This is a genomic window from Paenibacillus glycanilyticus (assembly GCF_051200795.1).
GTDB classification, from domain to species: Bacteria; Bacillota; Bacilli; order Paenibacillales; family Paenibacillaceae; genus Pristimantibacillus; species Pristimantibacillus glycanilyticus.
The window spans coordinates 5,884,695-5,902,779 of record NZ_CP195155.1 but is presented as its reverse complement, the minus strand read 5'-3'; the positions used below and the strand labels follow the sequence as shown (position 1 = coordinate 5,902,779).

The following is an 18,085-nucleotide window of genomic DNA, read 5'->3' as shown; positions in this document are numbered from 1 at the left end:
CTCTTGCTAAAATGGGTTTACAAGTTGAAGAGGAGGTGCGTTGGCAATGAAGCTGATGAGGTATGCGATTCTGATTGCCGTACTTGCTGTCGCGGTGTTTTTCTTTAAAGGTTCTTTTAGCAAAGCAGAGGCTCAGGATATTCAGAAAACGATCGTTGAAAACGCGAATACGACTTACGAGAAGGCGATATTTTCCGGGGGCTGCTTCTGGGACATGGAGGAGGTTTTCCAAAAGCTTGAGGGCGTGACGGGCGTGGATTCCGGCTATACGGGCGGACATACGGATAATCCGACTTATGGAGAAGTCAGCTTGGGAACAACGGGACATCTTGAATCGGTTGAGGTGTATTATAACCCCAATATCATCTCGTATGACGAGCTTCTTCGGGTGTTCTGGCGAAACGTTGATCCAACGGACTCGACGGGTCAATTCGAAAATCGGGGAAACGAGTATCAATCGGCTATCTTTTACATGAATGAGGAGCAGAAGCTGGCTGCCGAGGCATCCGAAAAGGAAGTGGAGGCTTCCAAACGGTTCGATAAACCGATCGTAACGAGAATCGAAGCGGCAGCGGCCTTTTACAAAGCCGAGCCCGAGCATCAGGACTATTACGCGAACCATCCTTACATGTTCAAGATGAATACCCTTTTTTCCACTCGCGATTCATCGCTGGATCAGATCTGGGGGAAAGACCGCGAAGTGAAAATCAGCCCCAAGCAAACCTACGCGAAAGAATTCAACAAAGCGGAAAAGCTGAAGACGTTAACGGAGCTTCAATACGCAGTGACGCAAAACGGCCAGGATGAGCCTCCGTTCGATAATCCGTATTGGAATAACACGGACGAAGGCATCTATGTCGATATCGTATCGGGTGAACCGTTATTTAGTTCCAAGGATCAATTCGATGCCGGTACGGGCTGGGCAAGCTTTACGAAGCCGCTGGAGCCCAATAACATCGTGCTGCATGAAACGGGCGGATTATATTCAGCGGTTGAAGTGAAAAGCCGCGCCGCTGATTCCTTTCTGGGCCATGTGTTCAAAGACGGGCCGGCGCCAACAGGGCTCCGATTCTGCACAAACTCCGCATCGCTGGAATTCATTCCGAAGTCCGAGTTGGAGCAAAAAGGCTACGGGGAATATGCCTCCCTGTTTAAATAAAAAACAACCTTAATGGAGGAGCGATTAAGATGAGAAAAGAATTTGTGTTACATGTATTTGATAAACATCTTGAGCAATTAATTGAGTTATTCGGACAATGTCCGCCGGAGAAACGGGAGGTCATTCCTGATGGCTTCAAAAATCATATTCATTGGCATTTGGGGCATGTGCTTGCGGTAACGCAATTCCACGTGTTTGGTCTAGCGGGGGAAACCCCGATCTTTCCGGGAAGCTACGATAATCTGTTCGCTTACGGCACGAAGCCTGCGGATTGGGACGAGCAGCCGCCGCAATGGGAGGTGCTGTACGCACAGCTGAAGGAGCTCCGCAGAGCTTTGCATGAGACGTTCGAAAACCGGCTTGACGAATCGGTTCCGGAGAACTTCCTGAAAGCCGAAAATATCGGCGAGCTCATTATTGCGACCTCCTTGCATATGTTTTACCACCAAGGCGTCGTTTACGGCATGCTTAACGCGTTGAAATAATAAAGACAAAACAAAAACCGCCTATCAATGGGCGGTTTTTGTTCGTATCAAGCCGTCATTTAAAACATCGGTATAAGGTATCTCGCAATGAAATACAGCACCCCGAAAGTAATGATTACATAAGCAAGGTATTTGATAAAGGTTGCTGCCACACGGCTCGGGTCATGCCTTTTCTCGATATGGCGTTCTTCATAATCATGTTGTTGAACGGACATTCGAATCACCGCCTCAATTTTTTGTAACTTCTATTATGTGTTTACCCTAGGCGGCAGGAGATTAAACAAGTGATAAAAGTTAACAAGTACGATATACCCCGTCCGAACGTTCGACACATCCTTCCATTATGATTAGCTAAATAAAATACCATGCAGAAATGGGGAAGAAATGTGAAGAACCGGGTCTGGATTGTTTTGAGCGTTACGCTGCTGCTTTCCGCATGCAGTAACAATGAAGGTACGAAACGCAGGGCGACGGATGCTCCTGCAAGTCCAATATCCGTGCAGCAGCCGACTGGCAGCAAGACGGACACGGACCCCGTCAAGCTAACGTTCGCCACTTATTTCCTAAGCGATCAGATGAAAACCGCCGTCAAGAAATACGAATCGCTTCATCCGAACGTCGAGGTCGAGCTCCGAACGACGCTCCCCTACGGCAAGGATTTGGACGAAGTAACGGCTCTGCAGGAGAAATACATCACCACGATGAACACGGAGATTCTGGCCGGCAAGGGTCCGGATCTCATGGAGCTCGATATCCTGCCGCAGGAGTCGTATGCCGGCAAGAAGCTGCTTCTGGATCTGGACGGGCTCATCGAATCGACGCCCTCGTTCAACAAGGAAAACTACTTCATGAATATATTGGACAACGCCAAGCTTGATGGCGGGCTGTACGGCATACCGCTATACTTTTCGCTGGACGCCCTGCAGGGGGATGCGGCTGCTATTGGCAAGACAGGCGTGGCAATTGACGACAGCAACTGGTCCTGGGAGGACTTTATCGCAACGGCCAAGCAATTGAAGCAAAAGGGGAACGCGGACGCCGTGTTCTACAGTTCGCAATCTTACATGTTAAGCGAGCTGACAACCGAGAATTTCGCGCAAATGGTCAAGCTGCAGAAGGGGAAGAAAAGCTTCGACGCGGCTTTATTCATCAGCTACATGAACCAGATCAAACAGATGAATGAAGAAGGCATTCTCTTTGACATCATCAAGGATGGGGGAGGGAGAGAATCCTTTTCAAAAGGCGATCTGCATACTTACTTCTACGATACCCGCATTGAGTCATTCGAAAATTATGTATATAACGCGTCGATAGAGGGGGTGCCAACTCTCTACACGAAACCTCATCCGCACGAGAATGGCCCGGGCGGCTATTACACGACGCTTGGGACGGTAGGCATTAACGCGAATTCCGCGCATCAGCAAGCAGCTTGGGATTTGCTTCAATTCCTGATGGAAGACGAAGCCGCGTCAGCTTCCTCTTCGACGGTTATTCGAGGCTTCCCGATTAATCAGAAGGCCTATGATCTGCAGGCGCAAAAGCTGGCGCAAGCAGGCAAGCTAACAACGGAAGGGCAAGAAGAGATTACCGTTAGCAAAGATAGGCTGAACTCGCTGAAGAGTGCGCTTTCTGGCGCCATTCATTGGAACTACGCCCCATCAAACTTGGACTTGGAACAGATGATTTACAAAGAATCGGAGTTTTTCTTCAGCGGCCAGAAATCGGCTGAGTCAGTTGCGAAGCTTGTGCAGAATAAAGTGAATTTAATGCTTAACGAGTAGCAATTCAAATGGCTGTGTAATTCGGTGAGGAGAGCCTGCAATAGGAGATAGCCGGTCTTATGATAAGACCGGCTGTCCCTCGGCCTCACCGTCAGCCTCAACCTCTGCCGCTGAACCGTTTGATCGCTTCCTCGGTTACCGGGGCGAAGAGGTTAATCAGGTTGCCGTCGGGATCGCGGAACAGCGCGGCACGGTTGCCCCACGGCATCGTGGTTGGTTCCGTTACCCATTGGCCGACGAACGGCTTCAGGCGCTCGTATTCGGCATCAACGTCGTCGACGCGAAGCTCGATAATGACCGAGCGATTATTGGCGGCTACCGCGGAACCGGCGCCGAACAGCTGCACCGTCTGCGAATGTCCGATCGCCAGCGTAAAAGGCGGCATAACGAATTCCGCAAAGACGGGCGCGGGACGTTCGGCCGAAACGCCCATGACTCTTTCATAAAACTCGACTAGACGATCCAAGTCGTCGGTAATGATGCGTATGGAAGCAAAATTCATGTTTGATCATCCTTTCTGATTTCGAGTATAAAAAAACGCTACTGACAACTGTATGTCAGTAGCGTTTTTTCTTAATTACAAGAGCGTATTCAAGCAGACAGCTCCAATTTCGCGCACGCGAATCTTGAATAGCTCAGTGCCCGTCGTGCGTGCGATAAGTTCGCGGTATTCGTCTACCGCCGCATGCGGCAGAACGGCCAGAATAACGCCGGCGAAGCCGCCGCCGTGCACACGGCAGGCACCGTCGCCCAACTGCTCGATGAAACGCTCGGTAATGGCGAGCGTAATCGCGATGCCTTGCTCGCGGGACACCGATTCCTGGTAAATGTTCTGCAGCCATTTCCAAGAGGAATTACCCGAGGCGGTAATATGCTTCAGCACGTTTTGCCACTCGCCTGACTTAATGGCCTCTACTTGCTTCCCGACACGGTCGTTTTCATCCAGGAAATGCAGCGCCCGCAGCACTGCCCGATCCCCGGCGGTTTCGCGAAGCTCCGCCAGACGTCCGTAGATCATCTCTGCCGTCAAATCGCGGCATACCTCTACGCCGAAGGCTTGCGCCACCGCCCGCATTTCGTTCGGAATGGAAGCATAGTCCTTCGTCAGGTCGGCATGGTTACCGCCGGTGCCGACGATGACAAGACTGTAGCCTGCTGCTTCAAAGGTACCCGGAATACGCTCGATCCGAGGCTGTGCCGGCTCTTTAAAGTCGATGGTAATCATACCGCCGTACGAGCAGGCCATCTGGTCAAGCATCCCCGACGGCTTGTTCCAATACAGGTTTTCGGCATGCTTGCCGATCCGCGACATCATTACCGCGTCAAGCTCCCCGTTGTTATAAAGCGTGCTTAGAATCTGGCAGACCAGAACCTCGAAAGAGGCGGAGGAGCTGAGTCCCGACGCCGGAAGAACGTTACTGCTGACGCTGGCATTAAACCCACCGATTCGGTATCCGTGCTGCCGGAAACCGTGTGCGATACCGCGGATTAAAGCAGCGGTCCCGCCTTCGCCTTCCTGAGGTTCCAGATTATCCAGATGGATAACGGAAATGCCCGGATAACCTTCGGATATAACGGAAATGACCCCGGTATCCACGGCTGCCGCTGCCGCGATCGTATCTAACTGAATACTAGCCGCCAGCACCTTTCCATGGTTATGGTCCGTATGATTGCCGCCTATCTCTGTACGGCCCGGCGCACTGAAGTACTTCAAGGACTCCGTGATGCCGAATTGCGTGCCGTATCCTTCCATGCATTTCCGGTATCTGTCGATCTGCTGCTCCCGTTCTTCGCTGCCGTACATCTGCTCCAGCAGCTGCTTGGCCTGAGCCGAATAAAAAAGCTGTTCGAATTGTTCGTTCATCTTGAAAGTTCCTCCTGGTCCTGACGGTTTGAATAGAAGCTATCATGTCCATTGTATCGGATTGCAGCGTTTACAGAAAGGCGGAACATGGACGCGAAGGATTAAACCGCCAACAGCTAAATAACGATTACCCCCTGAAACCACGCATTTGCGCGGTTTTTTTGTTAGGCATGTGCCCGATTATTAGTGACAAAGTATTTTGTTTATAAAAGTACATTGACAGTCACAGTAGTATGCCTTATTATGCAGATATGGAGGTGATTGCATGAGCGAGAACAAAATCACATCCGACCTGCTGAGAGGACATACGGATACGATGGTTTTAAGGCTCTTGTCCGAAGCTGACCGTTACGGTTACGAGATTGTGAAGCTGATTGCCGAACGTTCGGAAGGCGAGTATGAACTAAAGGAAGCCACCATGTACTCGAGTTTCCGGAGGCTGGAGGCCGACGGCGACATCGAGTGGTACTGGGGCGATGAATCGCAGGGCGGACGTCGCAAATATTTTAGAATTACCGAAAAGGGCAAGGAGACTTACACCCGCAACAAAAGCAATTGGGAGTATGCGAAACGCGTGTTAGAAAACCTATTATAAGGAGAGATTTGACATGACAAATCCGAAATTGAACGATTATCTGAACAGCGTGTTTACCCCATACGACGGGGTGAAAAGCGTTACCGAACTGAAGGCCGACCTGCTTTCCGATTTGCAAGAGCGCTACAACGAGCTCAAAGCGGAGGGCAAGGACGACGAAACGGCGTTTAAGACGACAATCGAGAGCATTGGCGACATCGAGCAAACGATTCTGGAGGTCGCCAACCTCTCCCGCTCGCTGGAGCGTCAAGTGATCACCAACTTTAACGGCAGCAGCCTGGCGGACAGCGACTTTGCCGGCGTTAAAGCACATAAGGGACAATTCAAAGGCAGCGCGCTGCAAGGCTCCGATTTCTCCGGTGCCGATCTGACCGGCAGCTCGTTCAAGAGCAGCGACGTACGCCAAGCGAATTTTGACGGAGCGAACCTGACGGACTGCAGCTTCATCGCGCTGGATCTGACGAATGCCAGCTTCAACAAGTCGACCCTTGTGCGCACCAACTTCAGTAAATCGGGGCTGGACGGAGTCAAATTTACGGGGGCGAAGCTGACCGACGTTACGTTAACGCTGACGGATCTTAGAAAAACGAAATTCGAAGGCTGTTTATTTGACGGGGTTGATTTCAAATACTCCGATCTGACAAAGCAATGCTTTGACGGACAGACGTTTATCGGCGTCAAGTTTGAAAAAGCGGCTTTAACCGAAGCTTCGTTCAAAGGCGCTACGTTTAAAAACGTCTCGTTCCAGCCTGGTTTTACGTTGACGAAGAAGTATTATCGCATGATCAAAACCGTTAACTTCGACGGCGCAACCATGGATAAATTAACCTTCGCGCACCTCAAAGGCATGGATGCCGATTTGTCGAAAGTGACCGTTGTTTAAATATCAACTTTTTTAAGGAGGTTACCCCATGCAAACCAAGTCTATTCAAGTAAAAGGTCTGCGGAAATCCTACAAGCAGCTCGAAGTATTGAAGGGTGTGGATTTCGAGGTAGAGCAGGGCAGCATCTTCGCTCTTCTCGGATCTAACGGGGCAGGGAAGACAACGGTAGTGAAAATTCTCACCACGCTGCTCGCGCCGGACGGAGGAACCGCAGCCATTAACGGATTTGATGTCTCGTCGCAGCAGGATGAGGTGCGTCAGGCGATCAGCTTGACCGGACAATTCGCCGCCGTGGATGAAATCCTGACCGGCCGCGAGAACTTGATTATGATCGCCAAGCTGCGATATCTCAAAAATCCGCGCCAGGTCGCGGAAGACATGTTGAAGCGTTTCGGATTAACGGAAGCTGCGGACCGCCGGGCATCCACTTACTCCGGAGGGATGCGCCGCCGGCTCGACATCGCGCTTAGCCTAGTCGGCAAACCAAAGATCATTTTTCTGGATGAGCCAACGACGGGACTTGATCCCGAAGCCCGCATCGAGGTATGGAAGGTCGTCAAGGAGCTGGCGGACGGCGGAACGACAGTCCTGCTGACTACGCAGTATTTGGAGGAGGCGGAGCAGCTGGCCGACCGGATTGCCATTCTTCACGAAGGCCGGATTATTGCGAACGGTACGCTTTCGGATTTGAAAAAGCTGTATCCTGCGACAAAGGTAGAGTATATCGAGAAACAACCGTCGTTAGAGGAAATCTTCCTCGCGATTATCGGCAAAAAGGAGGCTATGTAAATGGAAACGGCTAAGAAGCATTTTTTCATCGACATTAGCGTTATGCTTGGGCGTTCCATGCGCCACATTTTCCGCAGTATGGATACCATCATTACGGTGACCATTACGCCAATCGCCATGATGCTGCTGTTCGTGTACGTATTTGGCGGCGCTATAAAAACCGGAACGGATAACTACGTGAATTACCTGCTTCCAGGCATACTCTTGATGGCGATTGCCAGCGGCATAGCTTACACGGCATTCCGGTTGTTCACCGATGTCCAGAAGGGGATATTCCAGCGGTTTCACACGATGCCGATATCGCGTTCCGCCTTGCTCTGGGGGCATGTCTTAACATCGCTTGTATCCAATGCTATCTCGGTGGCTGTCATCATTCTAGTCGCGTTAATCATGGGCTTTCGCTCGTCCGCGGGAGTGCTGCCATGGCTTGCCGTAGCCGGTATCCTCGCTCTGTTTACGCTAGCTTTAACTTGGGTCGCCGCGATAGCCGGATTATCGGCCAAAACGGTTGACGGTGCCAGCGCCTTTTCCTATCCTTTCATCTTCCTGCCCTTTATCAGTTCGGCATTTGTGCCAACCGAATCGATGCCAACCGTCGTTCGCGTGTTTGCCGAAAACCAGCCAGTGACCTCCATCGTAGAATCCATCCGTGCTTTGCTTGCAGGCCAGCCTTTACACAACGACATTTGGATCGCTCTTGCCTGGTGTGTCGGAATTATGCTCGTAGCTTATGTTTTCGCAATGAGGGTGTACAAAAAGAAGGTGTAACCGTCTATACAAAAAGCAAAAAGGCAGGATGGGGTGAAGCACCCTGATCCTGCCTTTTATTCTTTGTTAAATAGCTTATTGGACTAAGCTTTCTAGGTCCGGCTGCAATTTATTCCGCAAAATGTACAGCATGATCGCTCCGACGAGGAACGCGACGGTATCCGCAATGACGAGCGACCAGACGACTCCGTGGAAGCCGTTCATTTGATTGGCGATATAGAGAACGGGAATCAACGTAACTCCTTGAATGATGGACATAATAAATGCGGCGGTTCCTTGCGCTGTTGCTTGGAAGATCCCCGTGAACAACGTGGTCATTCCGGTGATGAACAAGGATAAGAAGGTTACATGCAAAATGTAACTGCCCATTTCGATCAACTGCGGATCGTTCGTAAACAAACCAATCAAGTGGTCGGAAATCAGATAGACGATAATGCCGAACAAGACGGCTAACGACACGATCGTTTTGATCGTAAATCCGATCGTTTCCTTCATGCGCGATTTATTCGCCGTGAAGGTAAAGGCAATAAGCGGCACGACGCCTTCGCATAAGCCCATCAGAATAAATTCGGGAAACTGCAATAAACGGGATGAAATGCCGTAAGCCGCTACGGACTGATCTCCGTACTCGACAAGATAGTGGTTAAAGATAAGCGACATGGCGCCCAGAAAAATACTCATAATAAAAACGGGAACCCCGATTTTGAATACATTGCCCATAATCTCTTTGGTAGCCTTGAACCATTTCATGGAGATCGTCAGGAATTGGCTCTTTTTCCCCATATGGAAAGCAAAAAAAACACACGCAACCAAGTTCGAAACGACTGTGGCAGACGCAACGCCGATCACGTCCCAATGGAATACGAAGACGGCCAAAGCATCGAGAATAATATTGACGACAACGCTTAGAATCATACCGGTCATCGACGTGATAGCCGCGCCCTCCGAGCGTACGATGTTCTCCAGCGTGAAGAATAAGACAACGATTGGCGAACCGATAAGCATAATCGTGACATAGTCCTTTGTGAATCCGAAGGATTCGGGCGTTGCCCCGAGGCCATGGACGATGGGATCGATTAACGGGAGGCCAACCGCAATCACGATAAGACCAAGCACTAAACTGCTGTAGAACGCGAAGGAAGAGACATGCTTGACATCATCATATCGTTTCTCACCCAGCAAACGGGAGATGAAGGTGCCGCTGCCCATGCCGATCAAGTTGCCCAGCGCCATTATAATCGCGAATAAGGGCAAGGTTAACGCGAGCGCGGTTAACATGGCGGTATTGTTAAGCGTACCGAGGAAGTAGGCATTCAAGATGGAATAAATGACGCTCATCGACGTGCCCAGCATCATCGGTATGGCGAAGTGAGCTACGGCTTTGGCGACCGGTGCTTTTTCAAAGTAATGGAGGTTTTGCGCATCCATCTGGATCACTTCTTTCTTTATGTTTTGTGTTTATCTAACGGTGTTAGATTGAACCTTACAGTGTTAGATGATATCATGAACGTATAAACCTGTAAAGAACAAACTTACACTGTTAGATAAAAGGACGGATACGAATGAATAAGAAGCAGAAGCAGCCTCAGATTTCGGAGGATAAGATACTGGATGCCTCATGGGAGCTTTTGGGGGAGGATGGGATTGAGAAGTTTAGCATGAGGCGGTTGGCCGACCGGCTTGGCATTCAGGCCCCTTCTCTGTACTGGTACTTCAAGAGCAAGCAGAATCTTTATCAGCGTCTGGCCAACCAGGTGTCGAAAATGATTCTGGAGGAGTACCGCTCCGAAGGGGACTGGAAGGAGCAGCTGGCAGGCCTTGCGGTAACGGTACGGATTGTGCTCCGCCGTTACCCTTGTTCGACGCAGCTTATGATGATGACGCTACCCCACGAGCCGGACATCATCCGGTTCACCAACCGCATGCTGCTCTGCGTGGAATCGACGCCGCTTGACCAAGAGCAGAAATTACAGGCTATTCTTACGGTTATGAACTATGTTTTCTACTTCGTTCTGGACGATTACGAGCATCAGCGCAATGTCTCCGCTATTCTTAAGGAGCAGGGAGAGATGCCAAGCGGGGAGATGCTTCATCTTCTCGACTCGATGAGCGAGGCGGATGCGGGACTGTTCCGGAGGATGTTCAAAACCGGACTGTTCGAGCTGATGGGGACGGACGGAGCGTTTGAGTTCGGATTGAAGCTGATTCTGTCGGGAATTGAGCAGGTGATTAAAGAACAGGAGACGGCGCATTAGAGAGGACGGATGGACAGCCTGCCGCTGCGGCAGGCTGTTTTTCGATTGACCCCATGCAGATTTTCTTGAAAAAAGGGCGTAAGCCTGCTTGCTTTTATTCGATATTTAGAATATTATCTAAATATCGAATAGTTGCTTCGGAAGGAGTGAGTAAATCTTGAATGATGCTTTCAAGGCGTTGTCCGATCCGACAAGGCGGCAGATTCTTCAAATGCTGAGGGAACAGGATCTGTCCGCCGGACAAATCGCCGACCATTTTAATATTTCCAAGCCAAGCATTTCCCATCATTTGAATTTGCTGAAGCAAGCCAAGCTGGTGACCGAAGAACGACAGGGACAAAACCGGGTGTACTCGCTGAACATGACCGTTGTGCAGGAAGCAATGGGCTGGTTCCTCGGCATACTCGGAACGAAAGGGGACTGAACGTAAAATGAACGAAACAACGAATCAGACCATACGCTGGGGCAAGCAGGACTGGATTTTGCTCATCGTTAATGCCGTTATTTTCGGTATCGTGTTTTTTGTATTCAACCATCAGCTGCCGGATGTCGTTGGCAGTCACTACAATGTCAAGGGCGAGCAGGACGGCACAATGGCCAAATCTAACATGTGGCTCTTGTACGCGGGTATCGGCATCGTGCTTCCAGTGTTTCTTTCGGTAGTACGAAATGTCGATCCTCGCCGTCAGAACTATGCCCGGTTCAGCGAGTACTACACGCTGATGCGGTGGACGATCAGCCTGTTTATCCACGGGGTGTTCGTACTGATGATGCTGCAAAATCTCGATTATGATCTGCCTTTCGTCAATATCGTGTTTGGCGGCCTCGGCATTATGTGGATGATCATCGGCAACCGAATGGGACAGCTTCGCAGCAATTTCTTTATGGGAATCCGGACGCCGTGGACGATCACGGATGAGAATAACTGGCGCAGCACGCATCGGCTGGGCGGAAGGTTATGGTTTATTGCGGGGATCCTGATGCTACTAGGAGCATGCCTGCTATCGGCCAAGTGGCTCATTGCGGTTCTAATCGTCAGCATGATACTAAGTGTCGTTATCCCGTATCTGTACTCTTATCTGTTGTATACGGGAGCGAAAAAGAAATCGTAAATAAGGGAAATTTAAAAGGCAGCTGCCGGGTGATGAATCCGATAGCTGCCTTTATTCGTTTGCTGCATTTGCTGTTTAAGAGACCCCGTACGTAATTTTCCGAACCAGGGAATCCACCTTCTCCGACATCGCTTCATCGTTAATCTGGGCAAGCACGTCTGGCTTGAACAGCTGCTGCTTCTTGATCTGGTAGTAATCCCAAATGGCGCCCCGAAGCGTGAGATTGTGTCTCATCAAATAATGCGGGTCGAGCAGCTTCTGGAACATAAGCTCGTCTTGCAGGATGATAAGCATCGCATTCAAATCGTTCATATACCCTTCGGCCATGCCCCGTTCGTAGAACGCCCGAAGCCGCCCGTTGCGGTCACTGATCGATACTTCGATCGAGGCCAGCAGCTGCGGATAGATTTCGCGCAAATCCTGGAAAAAGGGCTCCGTGCCGTAGTTCGCAATAATAAGCGTCTGCGAGAAGGTGGACTGAAAGCCCTTGATATAAGCCTCGGGGCTTCCTTCCATCAGCTTTGCTTCATCGCAAACTGCATATTTAATATAAAGGTCTGTCAGCCTCTCAATGATCTCGTCGCGAGAAGGAAAATATTTATATAATGTCGCCTTGGACAGATCCATCGCCTTGGCGATGTCATCCATGCGAAGTCCCTGAAAGCCGTTTGACTTTATGGGATGCAACAGCTTGGCGACATATTTGTTTTTGGTCGTTTCATCGGTATATCTGCAGCTTTGCGTTTCACCCGTTGTATCCATAAAGGTTCCAACCTCTCTTCCTATGTAAGAGTATACACGATTATGCCGGATAATGAAATGAACCAAATAGTCAAACTAAACTAATTTTATGTAAATGAGTTTACTTTGGCTACTTTTTGCAGTATGATCATTTCTACAGTAGGCCATTCGGCCATAAGAGATAGGAGAAGAGGAACAAATGAATACATCATCCAGCCAGAATATCCGGTTCTGGCCGATTATGATTGCCATATTTTTTGGCGCCTTCCTGAGTATTCTCGGGATCAGCACCATTAATGTCGCGCTTACGATCTTTATGCAGGATTTCCACTCGGACCTGAGCACGGTGCAGTGGACCTTGACGGGCTTTATGCTTTCCTTGGGAACGATCGCGCCGTTGTCGGGTTATTTGGGGGATAAATTCGGCTACAAGAACGTCTATCTGTATGCCATGATCGGGTTTGTTATTTTCTCCTTATTGTGCGGCTTTTCCTGGAATGCCGGTTCGCTGATTGCCTTCCGGATTATCCAAGGCATCTTTACGGGGCTTGTTATGCCTGCGACCATGACCATTATTTTTCAGATCATTCCGAAGGAAAAACAACCGTTTGCCGTTAGTATCTGGGGTTTGTCCGGCATGCTTGCGCCGGCATTCGGCCCTACGCTCAGCGGCTGGCTCATTCAGCAGTTCGACTGGCGCTGGATTTTCTTCATGAACGTGCCAATCGGCATCGTGGCGATCCTGTTTATTATCGCGATGATTCCGGATGTTAGAATCGGAACGGCTAAGGTTCTGGATAAGCTTGGCCTTACAACCGTTGTGCTCAGCAGCGTAGCGCTGCTGCTTGCCCTGAGCGAAGGGCGGCAATGGGGCTGGGATTCCGCAAAGGTGCTTGGCTTGTTTGGTCTCGGAGCGGTTATGCTGGTGCTCTTTATCTGGCATGAGCTTAGAACGCAGAATCCGTTGCTTAACCTGAGAGTGTTCGGCAACTACCGCTTCTCGATTACGTTGGTAGCCAACACGATTATTACGATCAGCCTGTATTCGGGCACCCTGCTTGTTCCGTTATTCCTGCAAAATGTGCAGCAAATCACGCCGATGGACACGGGGCTTATTCTGCTGCCGTCGTCTCTTGTCATGGCGCTCGCTATGCCGATTGCCGGCAAGCTGTATCCGCGCGTCGGAGCCAAGTGGATGACGATCGGCGGGCTTGTGCTTATTATTCTCGGCAGCTACGAGATGACTCATCTGCATACGGACAGCTCGCATTTTTACGTCATTTTCTGGATGGCGGTCCGTAACCTTGGCGTGTCGTTTGCCGCTGCCGCAACAAGCACGGCCGGCATGGAAGAAATTCCGCCGCAAATGGTGGGGCATGCCTCCTCGGTTACCAACTGGGTGCGTAACGTAGGCGGCTCCTTTGCAATCGCCTTGTTCACGTCGCTGCTCGCTTCCCATACCATTACGCATGTGTCCGATCTGACGCAAGCCGGCACGGAAAACGCAAAGGTCATTCCGCTGTTCGCTTTTACGCTTAGCGTAAATGACGTCTTTACGATTGCGACTTACATCGCGGTTATCGCGATTCCGTTCACCCTTATCATCCGCAAACAAGCGAAACGTTCCAAAAACGCTGCAGCCGCAGCTTAATGAAAAAGCATCATGGCCATTAAAGCCGTGATGCTTTTTTTGCATACGAGGAATTTTCCGCGATGTATTGACAGTGTAAAATCCCCATGCTACTCTTATACCACAGTTAATCAATAGGAATTAACGAAATTAATAAAACGTCCCACCGTTCTAACGGAGGCATTCTCTTATTTTATATGAGGATGCCTCTTTTTTATTTTAGAGGAAAGTGGTGATCAAGATGAGCAGTCAAGCTGCGGCGGCAGGGAAAACGCCGGGCAAGCTGACGTTAACGGGGCTTGCGCTTGTATTTCCGGTAACGCTGCTGGTCATATGGCAGGTGCTTGGGCATTACGGCTATATTTCGGAGCTGCTGTTCCCGACTCCTTATACGATTGCGGAGGCCGGCGTTTCCTTGGCATCGTCAGGCAACCTATGGTCGAATATCCAGATTAGCGTGACGAGGGCTTTGCTTGGTTTCGCGCTTGGCGGCTCGCTGGCCTTGCTGTTTGGCCTTGCGGTTGGCTTGTTCCGACGAACGGAAAAGCTGCTTGATCCCACGATTCAGATGATCCGGATGATCCCAAGCCTTGCCGTTGTGCCGCTGTTTATTTTATGGTTCGGCATTGGCGAGGAATCTAAAGTGCTGCTGATTGCCAAAAGCGCCTTTTTCCCGCTTTACATCAATACGTTTCTCGGAATCCGCAATGTGGACAATAAGCTGTTCGAAGTGGCAAGAGTGCTGGGCTTCAGCCGTTTTAAGCAGATTACAAGGCTGATCCTGCCGGCGGCTCTGCCTAATATTATCCTGGGCGCACGCTTGTCGATCGGATTATCCTGGCTTGGCCTGGTCGTTGCGGAGCTGATTGCTTCAACCTCCGGGATTGGTTACATGATGTCGGATGCCCGCCAATTTGCGGATACGCCGGTGGTCTTCGTAGGCATCTTTATCTTCGCCGCTCTTGGGCTGTTCACCGACACGCTGCTCGCCTTGATCGAGCGTCGGCTGCTCAGATGGAAGGATCGTTACAACGGCTAGAAGGGAGGCAAGGAAATCATGAGCAATTCACTTGAAGCGATTGTTTCTCCCCAAGCGGCACCGGAAGCGGGGCTTGCCGGAGGGGAGAGAACCGCTGAAAAAGGAGCTGCAAAGCGTAAGCGGCGCTGGTCAACCAAGCTTGCGGCAGCCGTCCTGAAAGACATCGCGATAGGGGCGGCGATTCCGGCCGCGCTTCTTGCTTTGTGGCAGATCGCTGCTTCGGCCGGGTATATCTCGCCTATGTTTATGCCGTCGCCGGCCTCGATTCTTCAAGCATTCGGGACGCTGGCCACCTCGGAAAATCTTCTCCATCATCTGCTCGTCAGCATGGGGCGGGCCGGACTAGGCTTCCTGATCGGAGGGGCCGCGGGACTCCTGTTCGGCTTATTGACAGGGCTGTTCCGGAAAGCCCAATACCTGCTTGATCCAAGCATTCAAGTGTTACGGCTTGTCCCGCATCTCGCCATTGCTCCGCTTATTATCCTGTGGTTTGGCTTCGGGGAAACGTCCAAAATCGCCATTATCGTATCCGGCTCGTTTTTCCCGCTCTATATCAACACGTTCCTCGGCATCCGCAATGTGGACAATAAGCTGTTCGAAGTGTCGCGCATTCTGGGCTTCAGTCCGCTCAAGCGGCTGACCAGGCTCATTCTTCCGGCTGCACTTCCCGATATTCTGATCGGGGTGCGGATCTCGCTTGCGGTATCCTGGATTGGTCTTGTCGTTGCGGAGCTGATCGGCTCCCGGTCCGGCATTGGCTTCCTTATCAATGAGGCCAAACAGAACTCGGAAACCTCCGTTATTTTCGTTGGCATTATTATATTCGCGGTAATCGGCAAGCTCATTGATTCCGTTATGAAGAGCGTTGAGATTCGCTGGCTGAACTGGCGAGACAGCTATAAGGGCTAATGCTTAAACGGCATTCCCGCGCTGTTGTCGCCGGAGCGGCTGTTTTACTCGATAAAAAGTCGAAATATTCAATTAATTATTCGAGGGGGAAAAACGAAATGTCGATAGTAATGCCAAACGGTGCTATTCAATTGCAAGCGGATGTTCTTGTCATCGGAGGCGGGCCCGCGGGAACATGGGCGGCCATTACGGCGGCTTCGCAAGGCGCGAAGGTTATTCTGGCCGACAAAGGCTATTGCGGCTCAAGCGGGGCTACGGCACCTTCGGGCACCGGCGTCTGGTATGTGAAGCCGGAGGATCGGCTGCGCGAGGAGGCGAAAGCCAGCCGTTACGAAATGGGCGGCAGGCTTGCCGAGCACCGCTGGATGGACCGGGTGCTTGACCGGACGTACGAGAATATGAACCGGCTTGGCCATGCCGGATATCCTTTTCCGAAGGATGATGACGGCGAGCTTCACAAGCGGGGACTCCAAGGCCCCGAGTATATGCGTCTGATGCGCAAGCTGGTGAAAAAAGCGGGCGTCAAAATTTTGGATCATAGTCCCGCTCTCGAGCTGCTTGTGGATGAACACGGCGTTGGCGGCGCGTCCGGCGTGCAAACGCAAACGGGCGATGCCTGGACCGTGCATGTCGGAGCCGTTGTGATCGCAACCGGCGGCTGCGCGTTCTTAAGCAAGGCGCTTGGCTGCAACGTGCTGACCGGCGACGGTTACTTGCTCGCGGCGGAGACGGGCGCCCAGCTGTCGGGCATGGAATTCTCGAACGCTTATGCGATTAGCCCGACGTTTTCCTCGGTGACGAAAACCGCCTATTACTCCTATGCCTCCTTCTATTATGAGGACGGAACGCCGGTAGAGGGAGCGGGTTCGAAGCGCGGCCGCTCTATTATCGCCCGCAAGCTGCTGGAAGGCCAACAGGTATACGCCAAGCTGGATCTTGCTCCGGAGGAGATCAAGCCGCTGCTGCGGGTGAACCAGACGAACTTCTTCCTTCCGTTCGACCGCCGAGGAATTGATCCGTTCACCGATTTGTTCCCGGTAACGCTGAGGCTGGAAGGCACGGTCCGCGGAACTGGCGGTATCCGCATTACCGACGAGACATGCGCCACTTCGGTGCCTGGCCTCTACGCAGCGGGCGATGCGGCAACACGCGAGCTGATCTGCGGCGGTTTTACCGGCGGAGGCAGTCATAATGCGGCATGGGCGATGTCTTCGGGTTCTTTTGCCGGGGAAGGCGCGGCCGCTTATGCGAAAAAGCTTGGCGAGCATGCGGCGGGACGCAAGCTGCAAAGTGCTTCTACTTCGATTATTACGAGCACGGCTGCAGCGTCTCCGAGGAAGACGGAGGAGATTGTCCGCGCCGTGCAGGAGGAAGTAGCGCCGTACGACCGCAACTTGTTCCGTACGGAGCAAGGGCTGAAGGGCTCGCTGCAGCGGCTTGACGGACTGTGGAAGGATCAGCGGAATCAGGCGGTGGAGCGTTCGGCAGGCGGGGTGAAAGCACGCGAAGCGCAGGCCATGACCGCAACCGCAAGATGGATGTACAATTCCGCGCTTGCCCGGACGGAGACCCGCGGCATGCATAAGCGCGAAGACTTCCCAACGCAGGATGCCGGCCAGCATTACCGGCTCATTAGCGGCGGGTTGGATCAAGTGTGGGTGAAGTCGGAAGCCGTCCATGAAGAAGCGCGTACCGAGAAGGAGGTTATTGCACCATGATTGAGGTTGTCAGTGAGAGCCGGTGCGTATCCTGCAATCAATGCGTATCGGTATGCCCGACGAACGTATTCGACCGGGGCGATGACGGGATTCCCGTTATCGCCAGGCAGGACGAATGCCAGACCTGCTTTATGTGCGAGCTGTACTGCCCGGTTGACGCATTGTACGTTGCGCCGGATTCGGAGCAGCTTATCGGCATTACCGAGCAGGAAGCGGAGCGGCAGGGTCTGCTTGGCGGATACCGGGAGAAGGTCGGCTGGGGCAAAGGCAGGACGCCGGTCGCATCGCATGATTATATGTACCAATTATCGAAGTTTGCAAAGTTTTAACCAACACATACTTAATTGCCGAGAGGG

At 51.5% G+C, this 18,085-nt stretch carries 20 protein-coding genes; 15 read left to right on the top strand and 5 right to left on the bottom strand.

Annotated features, from left to right (window positions below):
- The first annotated feature begins 46 nt into the window (after nucleotides 1-46).
- Both msrA and ACR9FF_RS26595 read left to right on the top strand, forming a co-directional pair.
- Nucleotides 47-1,159, top strand: coding sequence for a peptide-methionine (S)-S-oxide reductase MsrA (msrA, locus tag ACR9FF_RS26600; protein WP_435166607.1), 1,113 nt, complete (start codon nucleotides 47-49; stop codon nucleotides 1,157-1,159).
- Between the two features lie 29 nt (nucleotides 1,160-1,188).
- The gene (locus tag ACR9FF_RS26595) at nucleotides 1,189-1,644 is read left to right on the top strand and encodes a DinB family protein (RefSeq protein WP_435166604.1); all 456 of its coding nucleotides are present in this window, start codon (nucleotides 1,189-1,191) and stop codon (nucleotides 1,642-1,644) included.
- A gap of 59 nt (nucleotides 1,645-1,703) precedes the next feature.
- Here ACR9FF_RS26595 and ACR9FF_RS26590 read toward each other — a convergent pair whose 3' ends face one another.
- The gene (locus tag ACR9FF_RS26590) at nucleotides 1,704-1,859 is read right to left on the bottom strand and encodes a hypothetical protein (protein WP_164775394.1); all 156 of its coding nucleotides are present in this window, start codon (nucleotides 1,857-1,859) and stop codon (nucleotides 1,704-1,706) included.
- Nucleotides 1,860-2,030: 171 nt separating this feature from the next.
- Here ACR9FF_RS26590 and ACR9FF_RS26585 point away from each other — a divergent pair, with 171 nt between their 5' ends.
- Nucleotides 2,031-3,425, top strand: a complete 1,395-nt coding sequence (locus tag ACR9FF_RS26585) for an ABC transporter substrate-binding protein (protein WP_435166601.1) — start codon at nucleotides 2,031-2,033, stop codon at nucleotides 3,423-3,425.
- Between the two features lie 97 nt (nucleotides 3,426-3,522).
- Here the strand turns inward: ACR9FF_RS26585 and ACR9FF_RS26580 are convergent, their stop codons facing one another.
- Nucleotides 3,523-3,927, bottom strand: coding sequence for a VOC family protein (locus ACR9FF_RS26580; protein ID WP_435166598.1), 405 nt, complete (start codon nucleotides 3,925-3,927; stop codon nucleotides 3,523-3,525).
- A gap of 75 nt (nucleotides 3,928-4,002) precedes the next feature.
- The gene (locus tag ACR9FF_RS26575) at nucleotides 4,003-5,289 is read right to left on the bottom strand and encodes a galactokinase (RefSeq protein ID WP_127492708.1); all 1,287 of its coding nucleotides are present in this window, start codon (nucleotides 5,287-5,289) and stop codon (nucleotides 4,003-4,005) included.
- Between the two features lie 265 nt (nucleotides 5,290-5,554).
- Here ACR9FF_RS26575 and ACR9FF_RS26570 point away from each other — a divergent pair, with 265 nt between their 5' ends.
- Genes ACR9FF_RS26570 through ACR9FF_RS26555 form a run of 4 tightly spaced genes read left to right on the top strand, consistent with a single transcriptional unit; the run spans nucleotide 5,555 to nucleotide 8,325 of the window.
- Nucleotides 5,555-5,884: a PadR family transcriptional regulator gene (locus ACR9FF_RS26570; RefSeq protein WP_127492710.1), complete on the top strand. Its 330-nt coding sequence runs from the start codon at nucleotides 5,555-5,557 to the stop codon at nucleotides 5,882-5,884.
- 13 nt (nucleotides 5,885-5,897) lie between these two features.
- Nucleotides 5,898-6,767 carry a pentapeptide repeat-containing protein gene (locus ACR9FF_RS26565; RefSeq protein ID WP_127492712.1) on the top strand — a complete coding sequence of 290 codons (870 nt, stop codon included), beginning with the start codon at nucleotides 5,898-5,900 and terminating at the stop codon, nucleotides 6,765-6,767.
- A gap of 28 nt (nucleotides 6,768-6,795) precedes the next feature.
- On the top strand, nucleotides 6,796-7,557 hold the full coding sequence (locus ACR9FF_RS26560; RefSeq protein ID WP_435166593.1) for an ABC transporter ATP-binding protein: 762 nt from the start codon (nucleotides 6,796-6,798) through the stop codon (nucleotides 7,555-7,557).
- Nucleotides 7,558-8,325: an ABC transporter permease gene (locus tag ACR9FF_RS26555; protein WP_435166590.1), complete on the top strand. Its 768-nt coding sequence runs from the start codon at nucleotides 7,558-7,560 to the stop codon at nucleotides 8,323-8,325.
- Nucleotides 8,326-8,400: 75 nt separating this feature from the next.
- Here the strand turns inward: ACR9FF_RS26555 and ACR9FF_RS26550 are convergent, their stop codons facing one another.
- A complete protein-coding gene (locus ACR9FF_RS26550; protein WP_435166587.1) occupies nucleotides 8,401-9,753 on the bottom strand; it encodes an MATE family efflux transporter in 1,353 nt (450 codons plus the stop codon).
- Between the two features lie 134 nt (nucleotides 9,754-9,887).
- Here ACR9FF_RS26550 and ACR9FF_RS26545 point away from each other — a divergent pair, with 134 nt between their 5' ends.
- From ACR9FF_RS26545 to ACR9FF_RS26535, 3 genes are all read left to right on the top strand, one after another.
- Nucleotides 9,888-10,580 carry a TetR/AcrR family transcriptional regulator gene (locus ACR9FF_RS26545; protein WP_248758770.1) on the top strand — a complete coding sequence of 231 codons (693 nt, stop codon included), beginning with the start codon at nucleotides 9,888-9,890 and terminating at the stop codon, nucleotides 10,578-10,580.
- 157 nt (nucleotides 10,581-10,737) lie between these two features.
- On the top strand, nucleotides 10,738-11,004 hold the full coding sequence (locus ACR9FF_RS26540; RefSeq protein WP_015847019.1) for an autorepressor SdpR family transcription factor: 267 nt from the start codon (nucleotides 10,738-10,740) through the stop codon (nucleotides 11,002-11,004).
- Nucleotides 11,005-11,011: 7 nt separating this feature from the next.
- Nucleotides 11,012-11,692 (top strand): SdpI family protein, encoded by a 681-nt coding sequence (locus tag ACR9FF_RS26535; protein ID WP_435166582.1) that lies wholly within the window; start codon nucleotides 11,012-11,014, stop codon nucleotides 11,690-11,692.
- A gap of 75 nt (nucleotides 11,693-11,767) precedes the next feature.
- On the opposite strand, the gene ACR9FF_RS26530 is transcribed toward ACR9FF_RS26535, so the two are convergent.
- Complete coding sequence (locus tag ACR9FF_RS26530) at nucleotides 11,768-12,454, bottom strand: TetR/AcrR family transcriptional regulator (protein ID WP_435166579.1); 687 nt, start codon at nucleotides 12,452-12,454, stop codon at nucleotides 11,768-11,770.
- Between the two features lie 178 nt (nucleotides 12,455-12,632).
- On the opposite strand from ACR9FF_RS26530, the gene ACR9FF_RS26525 reads away from it, so the two are divergent.
- The 5 genes from ACR9FF_RS26525 to ACR9FF_RS26505 all read left to right on the top strand — a co-directional run bounded on the left by ACR9FF_RS26525 (nucleotide 12,633) and on the right by ACR9FF_RS26505 (nucleotide 18,058).
- Complete coding sequence (locus ACR9FF_RS26525) at nucleotides 12,633-14,084, top strand: MDR family MFS transporter (RefSeq protein WP_127492725.1); 1,452 nt, start codon at nucleotides 12,633-12,635, stop codon at nucleotides 14,082-14,084.
- A gap of 220 nt (nucleotides 14,085-14,304) precedes the next feature.
- Nucleotides 14,305-15,102: an ABC transporter permease gene (locus ACR9FF_RS26520; protein WP_435166576.1), complete on the top strand. Its 798-nt coding sequence runs from the start codon at nucleotides 14,305-14,307 to the stop codon at nucleotides 15,100-15,102.
- An 18-nt stretch (nucleotides 15,103-15,120) separates the two neighbouring features.
- Nucleotides 15,121-16,011, top strand: a complete 891-nt coding sequence (locus ACR9FF_RS26515; protein WP_435166573.1) for an ABC transporter permease — start codon at nucleotides 15,121-15,123, stop codon at nucleotides 16,009-16,011.
- 98 nt (nucleotides 16,012-16,109) lie between these two features.
- Nucleotides 16,110-17,729 carry an FAD-binding protein gene (locus ACR9FF_RS26510; protein WP_435166570.1) on the top strand — a complete coding sequence of 540 codons (1,620 nt, stop codon included), beginning with the start codon at nucleotides 16,110-16,112 and terminating at the stop codon, nucleotides 17,727-17,729.
- The gene (locus ACR9FF_RS26505; protein ID WP_127492734.1) at nucleotides 17,726-18,058 is read left to right on the top strand and encodes a 4Fe-4S dicluster domain-containing protein; all 333 of its coding nucleotides are present in this window, start codon (nucleotides 17,726-17,728) and stop codon (nucleotides 18,056-18,058) included. Before ACR9FF_RS26510 ends, ACR9FF_RS26505 begins: the two co-directional genes overlap by 4 nt.
- The last annotated feature ends 27 nt before the right edge of the window (nucleotides 18,059-18,085 follow it).